Source organism: Brevibacillus sp. DP1.3A, from assembly GCF_013284245.2.
GTDB lineage: Bacteria > Bacillota > Bacilli > Brevibacillales > Brevibacillaceae > Brevibacillus.
Genome location: NZ_CP085876.1, coordinates 6,470,776 through 6,489,913, shown reverse-complemented (window position 1 = coordinate 6,489,913; position 19,138 = coordinate 6,470,776). Strand labels below are relative to the sequence as shown.

Below are 19,138 nucleotides of genomic sequence, written 5' to 3'. Positions count from 1 at the left end.
TTGCGAACAGTTAGCGGTTTCACCGTTTTTTTCCCTTCATTAAAATAAAGAAAAATGAGGGGCAAATCTAGGGGGGATCACAGATGAAAAAGGTTGCGTCAAAATGGATGGCAGCTGGCATGGCACTTCTTTTGGCCGTCGTAGCTGGTTGTTCACAAGCCCAGCCAGCAGGAACAGACGGCACGTCTAGTAACACAGGTGCGACAACGCCAGCATCGTCTGATAAAAAGGAAACGGTTACATTGCGTTTCGCGACATGGGATACGGACCAAATGCTGAAGATCCAACAAGATATCGCGAAACAATTCGAACAGAAAAATCCGGGTGTGAAGGTACAAGTCGAGGCATATGCAGATGGTTTTGATCAGAAGCTGGTAGCGGCATTCGGAGCGAAAAACCCGCCAGATGTCATGTACATGTGGGATTTCCCGACGTACAACGCTTCGCTCGAGCCATTGGATGAGTACGTAAAGAAGGACCCCTCAGTGGCAATCGACGACTTTTACCAAGGCCTCTTAAACTATAATCGATTCGATGGAAAATTGTTTGGTCTCCCAGCGGGCTTCTCGACGCGGGTCGTCTTCTACAATAAAAAGCTGTTTAACGAAGCAAATGTACCGCTTCCGACAGACGACTGGACGTGGGAGGATTTCAAATCAGCAGCCAAACAGCTGACCGTTCGCGAGAAGAAGCAGTACGGCTTCGCTGTTCGTTCGGAGCCGGATACGTACGATTTGCAGCAGTTCGTGTGGAGCAATGGGAGCAGCTTCATCAGCCCTGACGGAAAAACCATCGAAGGCTACATGAACAGCAAGGAAACAGCAGAGGCCCTGCAAATTTTCAGTGATTTGGCGAAGGACAAGAGCGCTTTGCTCGTCGGTGGCAAAAACCAGCAGAGCGGAAACGACTTGTTCAAAGCAAGCAAGCTCGCGATGTATGACAACGGGGTATGGTCGCTCGAGTCGTACAAGAAGGCGAATGTCGACTTTGGTACGGTCGTAATGCCGCAATTCCCTGGCAAGCCTGGTAAGGGTGTCATTGCAACCTCCTCTGTATCGATCGCCAAGGATTCCAAAAACAAAGAACTGGCTTGGGAGTTTTTGAAGTTCTTCGTTTCCAGTGATGCGATCAAGATGCGTACATCTGACTTACCTGTGCGTATTAGTGTCGTACAAGAGAAGAAGCTCGATCAGGACCCGCTCTACGCGCCGTTCTATAAGACATTGGAGCAATCGACTGACACACCAGCATTCCTGTTGAATCCACACTGGAACGAAATCAATCGGAACCTTTCCGCAGCGGTCAATGCGATCATGATGGGACAAAATGCCGAGGAATTACTGAACAAGGCAGTCAAAGACTCCCAGAAGTTTTTAGAAAAATAACGGGAAGGGGTCAGGGAATTGAATACAGAGAGTGTCGTGACACATAAACAGCCTGCCATGACCGTTCAACCGAAAAAACTCAAGGGAAGGGCGTTTCTTACGCCCTATCTTTTTATCTTGCCTTGGATTCTCGGCTTTCTCGCTTTTACGCTGGGACCGATGTTATTTTCGCTCGTCATGAGCTTTTTTGATTGGCCTGTCGTTGGTGAGGTTACGTTCGTCGGCTTGGACAACTACGTTAATATGTTTACGGACGATCCATTGTTTTGGCAATCGCTCTGGGTCACGATTAAGTTTGCGCTGTTGTTTGTACCGTTGAATCTGTTCATCGCGTTGTTTTTGGCCATGATGCTGAATCAGAAGGTAAAAGGCAGCGGCTTTTTCCGCACAGTGTTTTACTTACCGAGCGTGATTTCCGGTGTGGCGCTGGCGATGATTTGGGCGTGGGTATACGATGGGGAATACGGTATTTTCAACTATTTGCTCAGTCTAATTGGGATTACAGGTCCAGATTGGCTAAACGATACGACGTGGGCGCTCATAGCAATGGTCATCGCCAGTCTGTGGGGGCAAGGCTCCATGGTATTGATTTTCCTGGCGGGGCTCAAAAGCATCCCGGAGAGCTTGTATGAAGCGGCTTCGATTGATGGGGCAGGGGCGGTACAAAAGTTTTTCCGCATTACACTGCCGATGGTGAGTCCTACGATTTTGTTTAACCTGATTATGACGATCATTAGTGCGTTCCAGCAGCTGAGTCTAGCACTCTTGCTCACAGGAGGCGGACCGTTGCAGTCTACGTATTTTTATGCCATGTACGCATATGACAACGCCTTCAAATACTTCAAGATGGGATATGCTTCGGCGAACTCCTGGTTTATGTTTGCGATCATTTTGGTATTGACCTTCATCGTATTTAAAACGTCCGGCAAATGGGTGTACTACGAAAGCGACAACCGCAGGGGAGGGGAAGAGGCTTGATACGCAAAACAATCGCTTATGCGAGCTTGATCTTTTTCTCTTTCCTGTTTCTCGCACCGTTTTACTGGATGATCTCTACTGCGCTCAAGTCAGATGCTGAGATTTTGCAGTATCCACCAAAATGGATTCCGGATGTGCTGCATTGGGAGAACTTCGGGAATGCGTGGATGTCGCAGCCGTTTAATCTGTATTTGGAAAACTCGTTGACGGTGACGATCCTGACCACGATTGGCCAGTTGATATCGTCTTCGCTGGTTGCGTACGGCTTTGCCCGGTTTACGTTTAAAGGGAGAGACTTTCTGTTCATGGTCGTTCTGGCCACGATGATGATTCCGTGGGAAGTGACGATGATCCCGCTGTACATGGAATTCAACTACCTGGGCTGGATAAACACGCTCAAGCCGTTGATTGTGCCATCGTTCTTCGGGTCAGCGTTTTACATTTTCCTCATGCGACAGTTTATTTTGACCATTCCTCGTGAGCTGGATGAAGCGGCGCGTATTGATGGTGCCGGTTCGTTTCAGATTTACGCACGGATTATTATGCCGCTGATGATGCCTGCTCTGATTTTGGTGAGTGTATTCAACATCTTGGGCACATGGAATGATTATTTGGGTCCACTCATTTTCTTGAATGACCAAAGTCAGTACACGCTGACGCTGGGACTGGCGCAATTTAAAGGGATGTATGAAGTAGAGGCTACCGGGCTGATGGCGGTAACGTTATTGATCTCGCTTCCGCCGTTACTCCTCTTTTTCCTCGCACAACGATATATCGTAGACAATTCAGCTGGCGTTGCTATCAAGTAAGGAGGGAGCTACAGTGGGGAATCGGGCGAAGTGGGAAGGCTGGGCATGGTCATTTCATCAATTTGGTGAGCGATTGTTGCGGATGGCGGCAGCGCATCTCATGTGGGTGGTGTGCACGCTCTTGGGAGGCATCGTCTTTGGAATCTTCCCAGCGACAGCTGCTCTGTACGACGTACTTAGCGGTAAGTGGAATGACCGTGGGCTTCCGTCCGCCTTCTGGGATGCTTTTCGACACTACTTCTGGAGGAGCCAATGGCTTGGCTGGGGAACGGTGCTAACAGGGGCAATCCTGTGGGTTGATGTGGTGTTTTTCCTTCGCATGGGCTCCCTGTGGGGGCTATCGATTGCGGCCGTTTTTGCGGGGATTGGATTCTTGCATGCGGCTACCTCTTGCTATGCTTTTTCCCTGCTTGTTCGGGAGGAGGATGCAGACGTGAAGAGGACACTCAAGCAATCGTTTTGGCTGGTCGCGGCCTTTCCGTTGCATTCGCTCCTCACGATGGGAGGCTTGCTCCTTCTCTTGATTCTCTTGCTGGCAATTCCCGCTTTGCCGATCTTGTTGGGAGCGAGCCTGCCTGTCAGGTGGATGAATGCCAGAATGAGCCGTCTGCTGGAAAAGCGCGATCGTAAACGATCGACAACGCAACCTCGAGGTGAGACATATGCAGTTTGATTTAGGAATCGTTCCTTTTAGCAGATACGGGTCATATCTCGTACTCTCGCGACTGGGTAACGCCAAGCGAGCAGAAGGGCTGTATTTGCGCAATATTCGTGGAGGAGACAACCACGATGGCGCAATTTTTCGAATCGAATTGGTAGCCGATGGTGTGGCGATTCCATTTGAGACGGAGGCTACGCCAACCTTGCTGCGTCTTTACGGGGATAAAGGCGAAGTGAAGCTGTGCATGAGCGAGCCGCAGCTAGTGCAGGTACGTGGTCAAGGCGTTGGTTTGCGACTGGTGCTGGAATCGACGGCAGCAGACTACGCGATTCAAGCAGGAGCTGGATGCTGGGAAATCAATCACTTTTCCACGGAAATTCGCTTGCGAGTGACTCCGCTTGCTGGAGCGCTGGTGGTCAACCCTACGAAGGCATCGCGTGATCAGCAAGTGGGCGTAACCTTTCTTCCCGACGAGGAAACTGGTGTACTGGAAGGCGTATTGGAGGAGTTCCACACGGTATGGAAGGAGCGCAGCTACCCTGCCTTTGCCGATGGATGGGCACAGGTAAAAAAAGAGTACGACGAGTGGCTGGAACGGACGCTCTCTGTATCTGAGGAGCATCGCGAAGGCTTGAATGAAGCACGAGAACTCGCGGCGTACATCACCTGGTCTTGTGTGGTGAGACCTGAAGGTTATCTGCCACGGTCCGCGATGTACATGTCCAAAAACTGGATGACGAATATCTGGAGCTGGGATCATTGTTTCAATGCGATGGCACTGACGCGAGCAAACTTGCCGCTGGCGTGGGATCAACTCATGATTTTTATCGACAGGCAGGACGAAAGTGGTGTCTTCCCCGATTTTATCAATGATCGGTATGCGTTGTGGAATTGCTGTAAGCCTCCGATTCACGGCTGGACGCTGCGCTGGATGCTGGATCGAAACGACGCGATTACAAACGAGATGCTGGATGAGGTGTACGAGCCGCTTTGTCGCTGGACAGATTGGTGGTTCCGTTACCGCGATGATGATCAGGACGGGATTCCGCAGTACAATCACGGCTACGATTGCGGCTGGGACAACAGCACGATTTTCCTCGATGGGGCGCCAATCGAAAGCCCGGATTTGCCTGCGTATTTGATTCTGCAAATGGATGTGCTGGCGGATTTGGCAAAGAGGCTGAGCCGTTCTGAAGAGGCAGCGAAGTGGCAGGAAAAGGCCGAAATGACGCTGCAACGGCTCATGGAGAAGCATTGGAACGGTGAAAACTTTTTCGCGACCCACTCTGGAAGCGATCAGCCTACCCAAGGAGACAGCTTGATTCGCTATATGCCTCTGGTGCTTGGCGAAAAGCTGCCACAGGACATCCGGGCCAAGCTGATTGCGGACTTGCAGGAGCGGTTTTTGACCGAGAATGGATTGGCTACGGAGAGTCCAACTAGTTCCTTCTACCGCTCGGATGGCTATTGGCTAGGTCCGATCTGGGCACCAGTGACGATGCTGTTGGTAGATGGATTGCGGCGAGCAGGCGAAGTGGCGTTTTCTCAGGAGATTGCCAGACGTTTTTGCCGAATGGCAGCAAGCAGTGGAATGGCGGAAAATTTCGATGCGCTAACAGGGGACGGACTGAGGGATCGGGCATTTACTTGGACGTCCAGCGTGTTTTTGATGCTGGCTAATGAATATGTATAGGAGAAGTTCATAGAGGGGTACCGCCAGCAAAACGCAGTTAACTTAACTAGTGAGAATGGGTGACTTTACAGTATTCAATGTAGAGTTGCCCATTCTTTTTATTTCATCAAATACTAGATATCTATATTCAATTTTAGAGTATTCATAGTACATTGAGTTAGTTGTTTTGACCTGGAGGCATTAAGCTAACGTGCAGGATAGTTCAAAATAATGTGGATATGGTAAGTAAACTAATCTAAACACGCGAGGTGCGCTTTGAACTTAATACAAACGATCATAAGAAGATTTAACCTTAATGTTTTAAGTATAGATAATGTTCCTGAGTCTTTTAGTTCACAAGTATACAAACTGAATCTTACTAGTGGCGAAACTGTATATGCGAAGATCCCTTATAATAGGGATAAACTGTTTCGTGAATATCGTATGCTTGAATTGTTGTGCGAGGTAATACCGGTTCCAAAAGTATTAGATTTCTGGGGTGGGGATGACTTTATTTCTGGTGCCTTACTTCTATCTCAGATTCAAGGAATACCGTGTGCAGGTACAATTGACGATGAACTGTCATTTCAAATTGGGCTGTATCATGCCAAGCTGCATGACGTGAAAATGCCGGGGTATGGTGTTGAAGGTGTAGACGGTTATCAGTTTCTTAATGAAAATAATTGGAGACTATACATAAAAAATAACTTTGAAAAGTTGAAAGAACCTTGTAAGGAAGTCCTTGAGAGAGGACTTTTCGAAAAATGTATTAATCACTTTGAGAGTGCCTTCTCAGCATTACCTCATCCTGATAGACCCTGCGTTGTTCATATGGATTTCCGACCAGGAAATATATTAACAAATAATAATGAGGTCGTTGGAATTATTGACTTTGAAAGTGCACGGGGAGGATCTTCAGAAATAGATTTTACAAAAATTAATCGATATGTTTGGGAAGTAAATCCTCAAAGAAGAGTTTCGTATATAGAGGGATATTCAACAATTCGTCCCATAATGGAATTGGAGACAATACTTCCCTTTTATGATTTTTACGATGCTTTTAGTGCTGTTGTCTGGTGTAAAAACAGGGGAATTGAAAAAAATAAAGCGTTCCTCAAGGAAAGTATTTCTGTATTGCAGAAATCCGTTGGTTGTTGAGCTAGCGGGTATCGATAGTGTCATAAACCAAAAAACAGTCTAACACTTTATTTTGTGTTCTTGACTGGTTCTTGGTTTATAAAGATCGATTAGCCTAACTCTTTTCCTCGAACAGAGATAATTAAACAACTTAAAGCTACTTTGAATACATGTAAACAATGTGACAACCTTTGAATTAACAGTGATTGTCACATTGGAGTTAAGATAAACGCAGTTTGCTGGCGGTACCCCATAGGGAAAAACAAACGGGCATGATGGATGACGAATCGATCATGCCCGTTGCTTGTTTTGTTTTACAACACTTTACTGAGAAACGCCTTGGTTCTCTCTTGCTGAGGATTGTCAAAAATCTCGGCAGGCTTGCCTTCCTCTACGATATATCCGCCATCCATGAAAATCACGCGATCGGCTACTTCACGGGCAAAGCCCATCTCATGCGTAACCACGACCATCGTCATTCCTTCTTTGGCCAAATCTTTCATCACCTGAAGAACTTCCCCTACCATTTCCGGGTCGAGTGCAGAGGTAGGCTCGTCGAAGAGCATGATGTGAGGGTCCATGGCGAGTGCACGGGTGATTGCAACGCGCTGTTGTTGACCGCCTGACAGCCGATCTGGATACACGTCTCGCTTGTCCGACAAATCTACTTTTTTCAGCAATTGTATAGCTTTCTGCTCATTTTGCTGACGCTCTGAACTTTTGACGTGCTTAGGTGCGAGCATAATGTTTTCCAATACAGTGAGGTGCGGGAATAGATTGAACCGCTGAAACACCATGCCGACACGCTCTCGCAGCTTATTAATGTCCACTTTGGGGGAAGTAACCTCCACACCCTCAATGGTGATTTTGCCAGATGTCACCTCTTCCAACTGGTTCAGGCAGCGCAGAAACGTACTTTTTCCCGAGCCGGAGGGACCGATGACACAGACAACTTCGCGCTCTTTAATCGTAGTCGAGATGTCTTTTAAGACTTCCAACGAGCCAAAGCTCTTTTTCAAGTTCTCTACATGAATCATTTCGCGAACCTCCTCTCAAGGGAACGAGATAGCAGACTGAGGATGTAAATCATCAGGAAATAGAAGACCGCTACTACTGCCCAAATTTCAAACGAGCGGAAGTTGCCAGAGATGATAATCTCACCACTGTTCATCAGTTCACGGATACCAATGACCGTTAAGAGAGAGGTGTCTTTTAACGTCACGATAAATTGGTTGACGAAAGCAGGAATCATGCGGCGAACAGCCTGGGGCAAGATAACTAGGCGCATAGCTTTTCCGTGCGTGAGTCCCAGGGAGCGAGCAGCTTCCATCTGTCCTTTATCGATGGAGAGAATCCCTCCTCGGAAAATTTCAGCCAGGTACGCTCCGGCATTGAGGCTGAGCGCAAGAATACCTGCGGTTGTCTCTGGAATTTTGATATCAAGGACAGGCGGCAATCCAAAATAAATAAAGAAGATTTGAACCAACAGCGGTGTGCCACGGAGAAAGTCAACGTAAGCGGTTGCAATGCCGCGAAGCACTTTGGACCGACTTGTGCTCATCAAGCCAAAAAGCAATCCGATTAAGAGAGCGAAAAACAGGGAAATGACCGTTATTTTTAACGTGACCACAGAGCCTTGGGCCAAGACAGGAAGCGCATCGACAATGACATCCCAACTACTGCTCATTTGGACAACTCCATTCTTTCTAAGGTGAAAAAAAGGCGCGTCTTGCGCCTTTTATTTTTTCGTGCTCAAGTAGGTGTTGATGATTTCGTCGTATTTCCCGTTCTCTTTCAGCTTCTTTAGACCGGAGTTGAGTTTGTCTTGCAGCTCTTTGTTGCCTTTTAAAACCGCGATGCCGTAGTGGTCACCATTGAGACGGTCGCCTACAATTTTTAGCTTGGAAGCAGGGTCTACCGTAATCTTATAAGAGATAACCGGATAGTCCTCGATGGTCACATCAGCGTTGCCGTTTTGAACTTCTTGGAACATGGAAGGGCTATCGTCGAAGTATTTGACAGTCGCTCCGTATTTTTTCCCGAGCTCATCAGCAAAGGTCGCGCCAGTAGTTCCTTTTTTGATAGCAATCGTTTTGCCAGCCAAATCTGCCTCTCCATTGATCGTTGTGTTGTCCTCACGTACGACCAGGGAAAGACCTGCTTGATAGTAAGGTTCAGAGAAATCTAAAATTTCCTTGCGCTTATCTGTGATGCTGATCCCTGCAATGGCACCGTCCAATTGCTTCGCTTGAACAGCCGGAATGATTCCTTTGAAGTCCATCGGCTTAATTTCTACCTCAAAGCCTTCTTCTTTGGCGATCGCATTGATCAGGTCGATGTCAATTCCCACGTATTTTCCGTCTTTTTCAAACTCAAAGGGTGGGTATGTTGCATCTGTACCAATAACGTACTTTTTTGCACCGGATTGTCCAGATGTTGTGGAAGCTTGATCCGTGCCACTGCCACATGCACTTACCGTGAGTGCCAACAAACTAGAAACAACAGCAAACATTAGTTTTTTCATAAATTACCCCCAAGTATATTTATGATAGATATGATATGGACATGAATATATTAATATAGAAAAGTCGGTAAAGTCAAAACAAACTGAAAGTAATTATTATCCATAATTGTATGAACGATATCATGGTGCGATAACAGAAAAGTTTTTTCATACCTGCTATAATGGTAGCAAATGTATAAAAGGGATGGGAAAAACGATGAAGCAGGTCACCATATTGATCGCCGACGATGAAGCGGAGATTGCTGAGCTCGTTGCCTTGCATGTGAAAAAAGAAGGTTACCACACAATTATCGCAGCGGATGGAAGGGAAGCACTCCAAGCCGTGCAGACGCATCCGATTGATTTGGCGATCCTCGATATTATGATGCCTGGGCTGGACGGCTATGAGGTAACCCGTCTCATACGTGAACAGCACAATATGCCGATTATCTTTTTGAGTGCCAAGACGTCCGATCTGGATAAAATTTCGGGATTGGTGATGGGCGCAGATGATTATATGACCAAGCCATTCAATCCAATGGAATTGGTCGCCCGTGTGAATGCCCAGCTGCGACGCTTTAAGCAGCTGAATCAATCAGCAGTAACAGTAGCGAGTAACAAGATCTTAGAGGTAGGTGGACTTGTCATTTATCCTGAGCAGCGAACTGTGAGCCTGTACGGAGAAACGATTGAGTTAACACCGAAAGAGTTTGATATTCTCTACCTGCTGGCCAGCTATCCAAAGAAGGTGTTTAGTGCGGATAATATTTTCCAGCAGGTGTGGGGCGAAGCGTACTATGAAGGCTGCAATACAGTCATGGTGCACATTCGCACCTTGCGAAAGAAGCTGGGAGAAGAAAAAACCAAGAACAAGTGGATCAAAACGGTCTGGGGAGTAGGGTATTCCTTTCATGGCTAAGATGATACGGAGCTTTCGGTTCCAAATGGTCAAGCTACTGGGCCTAAGTCTGCTTCTATCTGGTGCGGTTACCTATGTGATCTTTAAAACGCTACAGTTTTACTATCGAACACAGGTAAGGTTTGAAAGCTTGTTAACGCCGATTCGCTATTTTATGCGAGAAATAGGGGACATTTACTTCTTTCTGATTATTTTTGTTCCACTAGCCATACTGTTTTTCTTCTTGCTAACTAAACGGTATGCCACCTATTTTCAGGAGATTTCTAGAGGGATTCATCATCTTGCGAATGGTGACTTTACCCATCATGTTCAAATACCGTCGAACGATGAGTTTGGAGATATTGCCAAGGACATCAATCTAGCGGGTGAAAAATTGCAGGAAGCTGTACAAAGAGGAGATTTTGCCGAAAGCAGCAAGGATCAGTTGGTTTTGAACCTGGCGCATGACCTGCGGACGCCGCTGACTTCTGTTTTAGGGTATTTGGACATCATTTTGCGGGACGAGCAGTTAACGGTGGAACAATCCCGACATTACACGAATATTGCTTTTACCAAGTCGCAGCGTTTGGAAAAGCTGATCGATGAGCTCTTCGAAATTACGAGAATGAACTACGGCATGCTCACCATCCAACAGAACTTGATTGACCTGAGTGAATTACTCATGCAGTTAAACGAGGAGCTATATCCTTCCTTGGAGAAAAATCACCTGGAAACTAGAATGAATGTGGCATCACGATTGACGGTTTGCGGGGATGGCGAGCTCTTGGCACGCGTTTTCGAGAACATCATGACGAATGCCATCCGTTACGGGCACGATGGTCAGTTTGTTGATATCAACGGTTTTCTTGCGGGTGACGAGGTCGTTGTGCAGATTATCAATTATGGAAACGAGATTCCCCCGGAAGATCTGCCGCATCTTTTCGAGGTGTTTTACACAGGTGACAAGGCCCGAAGTCATCAAAACGGAAGCACAGGTCTCGGGCTATTTATCGCCAAAAATATTGTCGAGCGCCATGAAGGGACGATTTCTGCAGAGAGCAATTTGATTCGGACGATTTTTGAAGTACGCTTACCTTACGAATAGACTCCCTCACTTTAAAAAAATTTAAGTTTTACCCCACTTTTTCTTTTAACAGTTTTTCTTATCCTGATCGGGTGACGAGCCAGGGTGGAACCTGTAATAGAAAAAGTGGGGTTTTTTGATTGGCTAAGAATGATCGGGGTTTAAAGTTTTTGGGGAGGTAAGGAATATGAAAAAACGTTTGTGGATCTGGCTGGGTGTGGGCGTGCTTGTGGCCGGGTTCGGCGGCTATGCAGCTTCTTCGGGCGAAAAGAAGAATGGCATTCCTGTCACGTTATCAACGGTGGTAACGGCCGATTTGGAAAGCACCATTTTGACGTCGGGCATGGTCAGAGTACGAAATGAACACACATTGTTCGCCAACTATGCAGGCGATCTGCGGAATTTCTCCATCAAGGAGGGCGACAAAGTGACGAAAGGGCAGGTGATCGGCAATATCGACATGTCCGATGTCAGCAATGAAATCATGGATATCGAGGCGCAAATCACCATTCAGGAAGCGAATATCGCAAGGCTCTCCAAAGGTGTGGAGCCTGAGGAAGTCACGAAAATGCAGGAGCAGCTTGCCCAGCATGAACGCGAGTACCAAACAGCATTAAAAGATTACCAGCGAACGCAATCGCTGTTTACCGCAGGCGTGTCTACCCAACAGGCTGTAGAGGAGGCGAAGCAAAAGCTGCAAACAGCGGAATCAAGCGTGAAGGTCGCAAGGCAAGATTTACTCTTGAAGCAAAAAGGGCCAGACAAGGCAGAGATTCGCTCCTACGAGGCGCAAATTCAAAAGCTGAATTTGGAAAAAGCGAAATATGAAAAGCAACGTGTGCAAAGCAGCATCGTGTCTCCGATTGACGGGACGGTGCTCTCGATGAAGGTGAAAGAAGGGAAGTACCTGAGTAAAGGCGAGGAAATTCTCACGGTTGGAGATACCAATGATGTTATGGTCGAAGCAGGAGTCGGAGAATCTGATTTGCGTAAAATCAAAATCGGACAGGATGCGGTCGTCTCAGGCATTTCCTTAGGCGGAGAACAGTTGCAAGGTAAGGTGTCGCGCATATCTCCTATGGCTGTAACCAGCAAAGAGCGGGATGGAGAGAGTACGAGAGTGCCGGTCGCTGTCAATCTGAATGAGACGAGGGAGTATTTGAAGCCAGGTTTTCACGTGGATGTGAACATCGTCCTGCAAAAAGCAGCAAACGCCATGCAAGTCCCCATTGAGGCAGTCGTGACGGACCAAGATGGATCTTCTTTTGTCTGGGTAGCGGAAAATGGCAAGGCCAAGAAGAAAAAAGTGACGACTGGAATTGAAAGTGAATTGTTTATCCAAATTGAAAGTGGATTGGATGGCAGTGAAGAATTGGTAGCGAATCCACCGGAAACCTTGCAAGAAAATGAAGTGATCTTCCAAGCATCTCCCGAAGAGTTTGCGGGGTAAAGGAGGATACATATGCTGAACATTGAGGGGTTAACCAAACAATACAAGACGGATGAGCTGGAATTGTTCGCTTTGCAAAATATCAATATCCACGTGGCTCAAGGTGAATTCGTGGCGATCGTGGGACCTTCTGGTTCCGGAAAATCGACGTTTATGAACATGCTGGGTTGTCTGGATCGGCCAACCTCCGGATCGTATGTCTTGGATGGAATTGATGTTACGCAGTTGAAGGATAGTGGGCTGGCGCAGGTACGCAATCAAAAAATCGGCTTTGTCTTTCAATCGTTTCATCTGTTGCCACGTGCTACTTCGCTGCGAAACGTAGAGTTGCCGATGATGTATGCGGGCGTCGGCATGACAGAACGCAAAAAAAGAGCGAAAGCGGCGTTGCAGCGTGTCGGACTCGGTCAGCGGATGGATCATAAACCAACGCAGCTGTCCGGCGGTCAAAGACAGCGGGTAGCCATTGCCAGAGCTTTGGTTAACCAGCCAGCCATTTTACTTGCTGACGAGCCGACAGGGAATCTGGACAGTCGTTCCAGCATCGAGATCATGGCGATTTTTCAGGAGCTACATGCGCAAGGGGTAACGATTCTACTCGTCACGCACGAGGCTGATATCGCCCAGCATGCCGAGCGCGTCATTACGTTTCGAGATGGTCATATCATCCGAGATGAGCGAGTGGAGAAGCGCTTGTTTGCTACTGCGTCCGAGGAGGTGATCCTCACGTGAATTTACTCGAAAGCTTTCGTACGGCTCTGGAAGGGATTGGGACAAATAAGCTGCGTGCTACCTTGACGATGTCTGGGATCATTATCGGAATCATGTCTGTTATTGCTGTGATTACACTAGGAAACGGCAGTCAACAGGCCTATACCGATCAGTTGGAGAAGCTAGGTGCTACTAATTTCAACGTTTATTTTGGGTGGGACCAAGGAAGCAAGCTTACTGATTTGACAGTGGAGGATGCTTATGCACTTCCCCAACAATCGCCCTACATTGAAGCGGCCGTGCCGTTCGCCTCTTATTATGGAACGATTCGTGGACCGAAAAAGGGGCAGGACGCAAATATACAAGGAACAAATGAGGATTTGTTAAAGGTTCAACCCAACTTGAAAATAGTTGCAGGCAGATATTTTACTACGAGGGAAGTAAGAGAGGGGAAGCCCGTTATCGTTTTAACCGAAAAGTTAGCGGCAGGGCTTTTCGGACGTGAAGACCCGATTGGCAAGCGTTTGACTTACGAAGCAGCATCAGTCGTCGTTATTGGCGTGGTAAGGGAAGCCAAGCTGATGGTTGACAATGGTCGAGCCGAGGGTGCCTATACGCCGATTACCTTTCTGCACAATAAAGACGGGTTGAAGATGGTTCATACGGTAACCGTAAAAGCCAAGTCGAAGGAAACGATGGAAGCAGCCAAGAGGCATACGGAGAAGTACTTAAACCGCAGACACGATCGCGAAAACTACTACCAAATCGATAGTATAGAGAACGCACTGGGGGAGATGGATTCCTTTTCCGGCACGCTCACCACGATTTTTAGTGTCGCAGCTGGGATTGCGTTATTTGTCGGTGGGATTGGCGTCATGAACATCATGCTCGTATCTGTCACGGAGCGGACGCGTGAAATCGGCATTCGCAAAGCGTTAGGGGCGCGTTACGGAGATATTATGCTGCAGTTTTTGATCGAATCGATGATCGTCTGCCTGATTGGTGGAACGATTGGGGTGCTGCTCGGCATCGGGACAGCTATGTTTGCCTCGCAATATGTCAAAGTGCCGCCGCTACTATCGTGGGAAAGTATCGTAATCGCCTTCGGGTTTTCCAGTGCCATCGGTATTTTCTTTGGGCTCTATCCGGCTCATAAGGCGGCGAGGCTCCATCCGATTGACGCGTTGCGATATGAGTGAGGAACGAAAAAGAAATGACTAGCAGATATCACTGCTAGTCATTTTCTATTAATCTCGAACTGATTTTAATGCCGTTGACCAACTAATCACCTGATTTAACATGTCGTTTACATGTGGGGTGTGCAATTCGGATGGTTTAAAGACCGTGTAATTTTCAAAATCCGTAAACAGATTGAATGCAGGTTGTGTACGAACGTCGGCAACCTGCAATTCCCCCAGGATTCCACGTAAGTGCTCTGCTGCACGAGTTCCCCCTGATGAACCATAGCTGACGATACCAGCCGCTTTGTTGTACCATTCCTTGCGGGCGAGGTCGAGTGCGTTTTTTAATACCCCTGTGATGCTGTGGTTGTATTCGGCGGTAACGAATACGAATCCATCCAGGCTGGATAGCTTTGCCGCCCATGCTGCTACTTGTTGCTCACCACTTGGATCGCCAAAGAACGGTAAGTGAAAGTCCGCAATATCAACGATTTCATACGCTGCATCTCCTCGTTGATCGGCTACTCCTTTGAGCCACGCACCTACTTGGGGACTGACTCGGCCTGGGCGAGAGCTGCCCAGAATAATCCCGATTTTTAAGCTTGAAGTACTCATGGTTCGTTCCTCCTTATGCGGCTTAGTTTAATGGTAGTTCTTTGGATCAAACATTATGCTTAAAAAAATGCCGCAACTGTAAAGCTCAGCTGCGGCCTCGGAGTCTTATGAGTAATGAATCGAAAGTAAGTTCCAGTAAAATAAATAGCCAGTATACAGGATGGAGAGTACCGCTGCTGCGCTATTCGCTACCTTCCAGCGAGCGCGCTCCTTGGCTGTTCTGATTCGCAGGAGCAAATAAGCGGCGAGTGCCAACGAAACAATCGGTAGGGATGCAACAACGACTTGGTAGAAGGCCGGGTAGCCATAGACAAGCTCTGCGTTTGCATAGGTGAATTGGATGATAAAAAACAAGCTATGAAGCAGAGCCATAATCGGAACAATCTTCGAAATGGCGTACGATTGTTTGCGCCATTTGCGCAGCCCGAAACGAGCGAGCCAGGCAAGCGAAAGAAGGATGAACACGATTCCGGGAATCACATACAGAGCCAGTAGAACAGACGGACTTTCGATGAAGGCGATGCGAGGGAGCGAAAAGTTCATCGGTCCTGTCATATAAAATTTCCCTTGTTCCTCGTGAAAATATAGCTGTTCCTCACCATCGATCTCTTGAAAGAAATGATCGTCTACCTGCGCAAACTTTTTCTCAAGGGATTGTTGTCCTTCATTCTGGAACAAACCAGTCACGGATATCGTCTGCGCGTCCAATGCCTTCACTGTGTAAGGGTAGCTACTGAGTAGACGAAGCCCTTTGCCCCAGCCATTCTCGGGCGTCAGGGTAAGCAGATATTGACCTTCCAGTTTTTTCATTTCGTCTATGGTGCCATCAACAGGAGTTAGGGGCTTGCGTACTTGCTCTGTCAGTAGCTTGTCGGTAAACGCGTTCACGACCTTGCCGTGCAGCTCCAAGCCCGGATGCGTGGCGTTCACCGTAACAAAGATGCCGATTGATTCTGAGGGAATCAGCACCATTTTCGAGATAAAGCCATCAATCCCACCGTTTGCCCATAGGGTAGGAATGCCGTTTTTCGTCTCTCCTTTAAAAAAGCCGTAGCCGATCCCGTACATGCGTTTATGGGCCGCGAATTGTTGGGCATGCATAAGCTGGACAGTTTCTGGTTTGAGCAGAGATGTGCCGTTATAGCTGCCGCCAGAAAGATGGGCGATCATATAGGGGGCGAAATCGACTGGTGTCATATTAGCGGCACCACTCCCTGGGAAAATAATCCCCGAGTAAGGAATCGTTTGATAGGCGTTTCCGTCGTAATAATAGCTTTTAGCCAGATTGCTCTTGTCCTCTGGGAGATACAATTCGGCGGAATCCATACCTAGCGGGCGGAAGATATTCTCCCGCATATAGTCATGCAAAGATTGACCGGAAGCTTGTTCGATTACACTTCCTAATAATCCGGTGCCCGCATTACTGTATTGAAATTTGCTGCCTGGCGTGAAAATCGTCTCCTGCATCTGAAGCGTTTCATTTACGGGCTCGGTCGAGAATTCCGGTATCACACTCGCGCGGTTGTCTCTTTTATAAATTTTTTCATCTATACCGGCTGTATGTGTGAGCAGGTGGTGGAGTGTGATCGGGCCGTAACGATTATTGGTAATTTTGTAGTCTTTTAGGACGGTATTCAAATCTTCGCGTAAGGAAAGCTTGCCTTTTTCCACGAGCTGCATCGCTGCAGTAGCAGTAAACGACTTGGTCACGGAACCGATTCGAAACACCGTACGCTCAGGATCAACTGGGATTTGTTTTTCGACGTCGGCAATACCATAGCCTTTTTTAAAAATGATGCGATCTCCCTGGGTAATGACAATGGCTGCGCCAGGGATATGCAAGTTGTTCATTTCATTTTTTATGACGGGATCAACTACTTGTTCGATGGTAAGAGCAGTAAGAGGCGAGCGAGCATTGACCACAGATAGGGGCTGTATCAGCATGAGGCAGGATAGGAGCAGAACGGCAAACCATTTTCGTAGAGCAAATAATGTCATGTTTCATCACCTTTCGCGTTTTGCGTCAGTCAATTGTTGTAAGCCAGCGACAGGGATGAGTATAGGCCGATGAGTGTCACGGTGAGAAGTAACAGAATGTCATTGTTTATCGTGATAGTAGCTGGTCGTCATCTGATAATATAATGGAGAAAAAGTTTGGGTGTAGATGAGGTGTGCCAATTGCTTGCGTTTGTTAAACGATGGTTATGGGTCGACTGGATGATCTTCACCATCCACTTTATGTGGGGGTTGACGATTATTCTCGGTTTTGTCCGCCATCACGATCAATTGCCTTATCCGATAGTGATTACATTGATCGTTTCGTTCTTAGTGCTTGTCGTCCCCAGTTGTTTACGTCGATACTCTCGTAACCTATATTTGTTCGCTGAGATTATTTTGAGTGGAGGCTTGTGCATTGCCTTGAACCTCTTTTTTGAAGGAGTAAGGTGGCAGTTTATCCCCATCGCTTTTCTCATCGGATATCACAGTGTGGATCGATCTTATCGCTGGACGGGACCATTGGCGATTTTGGCGATCCCGTTTCTTGTGGGGGAGGCAATTGGCTTTGATTTCGAGCCTATTGTCGTAAGCGACCTAATTGTGTACCATTTCGCGGCATATGCGCTTGGTTTTGCCTTTCAATTGCTTAGCCGTATGCACAAGCAGAGCCTGATTATTCAAAGCCAGAACCACATATTGGAGCAATACGCTTCCCAGGTGGAGGAAATCACGCTACTGGAAGAACGGAACAAAATGTCCAGAGAGCTGCATGACACGATCGGACACACGATGACATCACTCATTATGGGTATGGAGATGCTTCGGTCTAAAATACCAGATGCGGAGGCTAGTCGACTGGACATGCTTTTGCAGATGGCCCGACAAGGTTTGGATGAGTCCAGAGGGATTTTCCACAAATGGGCTCATAATGGCTATGAATCTGCTACGACCATGGAGTCTGCCTTCGTTGAATTGATCGGGCAATTTCAAGTGGCTACAGGGGTGTCCGTCAAGCTGCGTATGTACGGCGCTGAGTATACGTTGAGCCGTTCCATAAAGCTAACTTTGTACCGCTGCTTACAAGAAACACTGACCAATGCTGTGCGACACGGGAAAGCATCACAAATTCAAGTGGGGCTTTACTTTGAAGAAGCCCAGATCCGATTGCAGGTCGAAGATAATGGGGAAGGAAATGGGACGATCGAATTCGGATTTGGTTTGCAATCGATGAAGGAAAGGCTGGAAGCACTTCAGGGACGATTATCGATCCATTGTATGGACGAAGGAGGTGTGACGGTCATTTGTAGTCTGCCAGCTATGCAGGCTGTACCACGTGCAGGCATACGTATCCTGATCGTCGATGATCAGCCCGTTGTGAGGGAAAGTTTGCAGCTCGTTTTACAGAATCAGCAAGATTTACAAGTGGTCGGGGTCGCTGAGAACGGCTTGATGGCACTGGACATTATTCCAACAGAAAAGCCCGATGTCGTACTTTTGGACGTTCAAATGCCTGTCATGGACGGGGCGAAGACACTACAAGAGATACGTGAGCGGTGGCCGGATATGCGTGTCATTATGTTGACGACCTTCGAAGAAACAGCCCTTGCGGCAGAAACGCTAGGGAGAGGCGCGAATGCCTACTTGTTGAAATCGGTTAGTCCAATCGAGCTGGTAGAGGCGATACGGGTTGTTCATCAGGGTGAAGCGTTGATTAACCATAAGATTGCGGATGTCCTTTTCAAAGAAATGCGCTTGCAGCAAGAAGAGCTGAATGGACTTCGCCAAAAGCAAGGGCGCGAGTGTCCCTATGGGTTGACGGAACGGGAAAGAGGCATATTGGCCTCGTTAGTAGAGGGGCTTCGCATGAAAACAATCGCGGAGAAAATCTTTCTTTCTGAAGGAACAGTACGCAATTGCACCACAGTGATTTATGCAAAACTGGGTGTTAAGAATCGCGAAGAGGCAGTTAAAAAAGCACGGGACGAAGGGCTTACTGGGTAGGTGGCCAGGTTTTCATGCTAGTTTATGATAGAATGGACAGTATCGAATGGAGGTT

At 47.4% G+C, this 19,138-nt stretch carries 17 protein-coding genes; 12 read left to right on the top strand and 5 right to left on the bottom strand.

Annotated features, from left to right (window positions below; translation table 11 throughout):
- Window positions 1-83 precede the first annotated feature (83 nt).
- The 6 genes from HP399_RS30005 to HP399_RS29980 all read left to right on the top strand — a co-directional run bounded on the left by HP399_RS30005 (window position 84) and on the right by HP399_RS29980 (window position 6,663).
- On the top strand, window positions 84-1,385 hold the full coding sequence (locus HP399_RS30005) for an ABC transporter substrate-binding protein (RefSeq protein ID WP_173620430.1): 1,302 nt from the start codon (window positions 84-86) through the stop codon (window positions 1,383-1,385).
- A 57-nt stretch (window positions 1,386-1,442) separates the two neighbouring features.
- Window positions 1,443-2,363: a carbohydrate ABC transporter permease gene (locus HP399_RS30000; RefSeq protein ID WP_173620479.1), complete on the top strand. Its 921-nt coding sequence runs from the start codon at window positions 1,443-1,445 to the stop codon at window positions 2,361-2,363.
- The gene (locus tag HP399_RS29995; protein WP_081437287.1) at window positions 2,360-3,172 is read left to right on the top strand and encodes a carbohydrate ABC transporter permease; all 813 of its coding nucleotides are present in this window, start codon (window positions 2,360-2,362) and stop codon (window positions 3,170-3,172) included. The genes HP399_RS30000 and HP399_RS29995 overlap by 4 nt, the downstream gene beginning before the upstream one ends.
- 13 nt (window positions 3,173-3,185) lie before the next feature.
- A complete protein-coding gene (locus HP399_RS29990; protein ID WP_173620432.1) occupies window positions 3,186-3,845 on the top strand; it encodes a YesL family protein in 660 nt (219 codons plus the stop codon).
- Window positions 3,835-5,526 carry an amylo-alpha-1,6-glucosidase gene (locus tag HP399_RS29985; RefSeq protein WP_173620433.1) on the top strand — a complete coding sequence of 564 codons (1,692 nt, stop codon included), beginning with the start codon at window positions 3,835-3,837 and terminating at the stop codon, window positions 5,524-5,526. The genes HP399_RS29990 and HP399_RS29985 overlap by 11 nt, the downstream gene beginning before the upstream one ends.
- Window positions 5,527-5,781: 255 nt before the next feature.
- Entirely contained in the window at window positions 5,782-6,663 is an 882-nt protein-coding gene (locus HP399_RS29980; protein WP_173620434.1) for an aminoglycoside phosphotransferase family protein, read from the top strand.
- A gap of 293 nt (window positions 6,664-6,956) precedes the next feature.
- Here the strand turns inward: HP399_RS29980 and HP399_RS29975 are convergent, their stop codons facing one another.
- The 3 genes from HP399_RS29975 to HP399_RS29965 are packed head-to-tail and all read right to left on the bottom strand — an operon-like array spanning window position 6,957 to window position 9,166.
- Window positions 6,957-7,679 carry an amino acid ABC transporter ATP-binding protein gene (locus HP399_RS29975; RefSeq protein WP_173620435.1) on the bottom strand — a complete coding sequence of 241 codons (723 nt, stop codon included), beginning with the start codon at window positions 7,677-7,679 and terminating at the stop codon, window positions 6,957-6,959.
- Window positions 7,676-8,329, bottom strand: coding sequence for an amino acid ABC transporter permease (locus HP399_RS29970; protein ID WP_017246731.1), 654 nt, complete (start codon window positions 8,327-8,329; stop codon window positions 7,676-7,678). The genes HP399_RS29975 and HP399_RS29970 overlap by 4 nt, the downstream gene beginning before the upstream one ends.
- Window positions 8,330-8,380: 51 nt before the next feature.
- Complete coding sequence (locus HP399_RS29965; RefSeq protein ID WP_173620436.1) at window positions 8,381-9,166, bottom strand: transporter substrate-binding domain-containing protein; 786 nt, start codon at window positions 9,164-9,166, stop codon at window positions 8,381-8,383.
- 196 nt (window positions 9,167-9,362) lie between these two features.
- Between HP399_RS29965 and HP399_RS29960 the strand changes: the two genes are divergently transcribed.
- From HP399_RS29960 to HP399_RS29940, 5 genes are all read left to right on the top strand, one after another.
- Window positions 9,363-10,064 (top strand): response regulator transcription factor, encoded by a 702-nt coding sequence (locus HP399_RS29960; RefSeq protein WP_173620437.1) that lies wholly within the window; start codon window positions 9,363-9,365, stop codon window positions 10,062-10,064.
- On the top strand, window positions 10,057-11,148 hold the full coding sequence (locus tag HP399_RS29955) for a sensor histidine kinase (RefSeq protein ID WP_173620438.1): 1,092 nt from the start codon (window positions 10,057-10,059) through the stop codon (window positions 11,146-11,148). Before HP399_RS29960 ends, HP399_RS29955 begins: the two co-directional genes overlap by 8 nt.
- A gap of 166 nt (window positions 11,149-11,314) precedes the next feature.
- Window positions 11,315-12,577 (top strand): efflux RND transporter periplasmic adaptor subunit, encoded by a 1,263-nt coding sequence (locus tag HP399_RS29950; protein ID WP_173620439.1) that lies wholly within the window; start codon window positions 11,315-11,317, stop codon window positions 12,575-12,577.
- A 12-nt stretch (window positions 12,578-12,589) separates the two neighbouring features.
- Complete coding sequence (locus HP399_RS29945) at window positions 12,590-13,309, top strand: ABC transporter ATP-binding protein (protein ID WP_173620440.1); 720 nt, start codon at window positions 12,590-12,592, stop codon at window positions 13,307-13,309.
- Window positions 13,306-14,487 carry an ABC transporter permease gene (locus HP399_RS29940; protein ID WP_173620441.1) on the top strand — a complete coding sequence of 394 codons (1,182 nt, stop codon included), beginning with the start codon at window positions 13,306-13,308 and terminating at the stop codon, window positions 14,485-14,487. Before HP399_RS29945 ends, HP399_RS29940 begins: the two co-directional genes overlap by 4 nt.
- Window positions 14,488-14,535: 48 nt before the next feature.
- On the opposite strand, the gene HP399_RS29935 is transcribed toward HP399_RS29940, so the two are convergent.
- Together HP399_RS29935 and HP399_RS29930 are read right to left on the bottom strand one after the other, a co-directional pair.
- A complete protein-coding gene (locus HP399_RS29935) occupies window positions 14,536-15,084 on the bottom strand; it encodes an NADPH-dependent FMN reductase (protein ID WP_173611728.1) in 549 nt (182 codons plus the stop codon).
- A gap of 105 nt (window positions 15,085-15,189) precedes the next feature.
- Entirely contained in the window at window positions 15,190-17,082 is a 1,893-nt protein-coding gene (locus HP399_RS29930) for a serine hydrolase domain-containing protein (protein ID WP_173620442.1), read from the bottom strand.
- Window positions 17,083-17,238: 156 nt separating this feature from the next.
- On the opposite strand from HP399_RS29930, the gene HP399_RS29925 reads away from it, so the two are divergent.
- Entirely contained in the window at window positions 17,239-19,083 is a 1,845-nt protein-coding gene (locus HP399_RS29925) for a hybrid sensor histidine kinase/response regulator transcription factor (protein ID WP_173620443.1), read from the top strand.
- Window positions 19,084-19,138 lie beyond the last annotated feature (55 nt).

Bases quoted from the DNA above. Each gene is read 5' to 3' on its own strand.
- HP399_RS30005 (WP_173620430.1), top strand. From the start codon at position 84: ATGAAAAAGGTTGCGTCAAAATGGATGGCAGCTGGCATGGCACTTCTT.
- HP399_RS30000 (WP_173620479.1), top strand. From the start codon at position 1,443: ATGACCGTTCAACCGAAAAAACTCAAGGGAAGGGCGTTTCTTACGCCC.
- HP399_RS29985 (WP_173620433.1), top strand. From the start codon at position 3,835: ATGCAGTTTGATTTAGGAATCGTTCCTTTTAGCAGATACGGGTCATAT.
- HP399_RS29975 (WP_173620435.1), bottom strand. From the start codon at position 7,679: ATGATTCATGTAGAGAACTTGAAAAAGAGCTTTGGCTCGTTGGAAGTC.
- HP399_RS29970 (WP_017246731.1), bottom strand. From the start codon at position 8,329: ATGAGCAGTAGTTGGGATGTCATTGTCGATGCGCTTCCTGTCTTGGCC.
- HP399_RS29965 (WP_173620436.1), bottom strand. From the start codon at position 9,166: ATGAAAAAACTAATGTTTGCTGTTGTTTCTAGTTTGTTGGCACTCACG.
- HP399_RS29960 (WP_173620437.1), top strand. From the start codon at position 9,363: ATGAAGCAGGTCACCATATTGATCGCCGACGATGAAGCGGAGATTGCT.
- HP399_RS29955 (WP_173620438.1), top strand. From the start codon at position 10,057: ATGGCTAAGATGATACGGAGCTTTCGGTTCCAAATGGTCAAGCTACTG.
- HP399_RS29950 (WP_173620439.1), top strand. From the start codon at position 11,315: ATGAAAAAACGTTTGTGGATCTGGCTGGGTGTGGGCGTGCTTGTGGCC.
- HP399_RS29945 (WP_173620440.1), top strand. From the start codon at position 12,590: ATGCTGAACATTGAGGGGTTAACCAAACAATACAAGACGGATGAGCTG.
- HP399_RS29935 (WP_173611728.1), bottom strand. From the start codon at position 15,084: ATGAGTACTTCAAGCTTAAAAATCGGGATTATTCTGGGCAGCTCTCGC.
- HP399_RS29930 (WP_173620442.1), bottom strand. From the start codon at position 17,082: ATGACATTATTTGCTCTACGAAAATGGTTTGCCGTTCTGCTCCTATCC.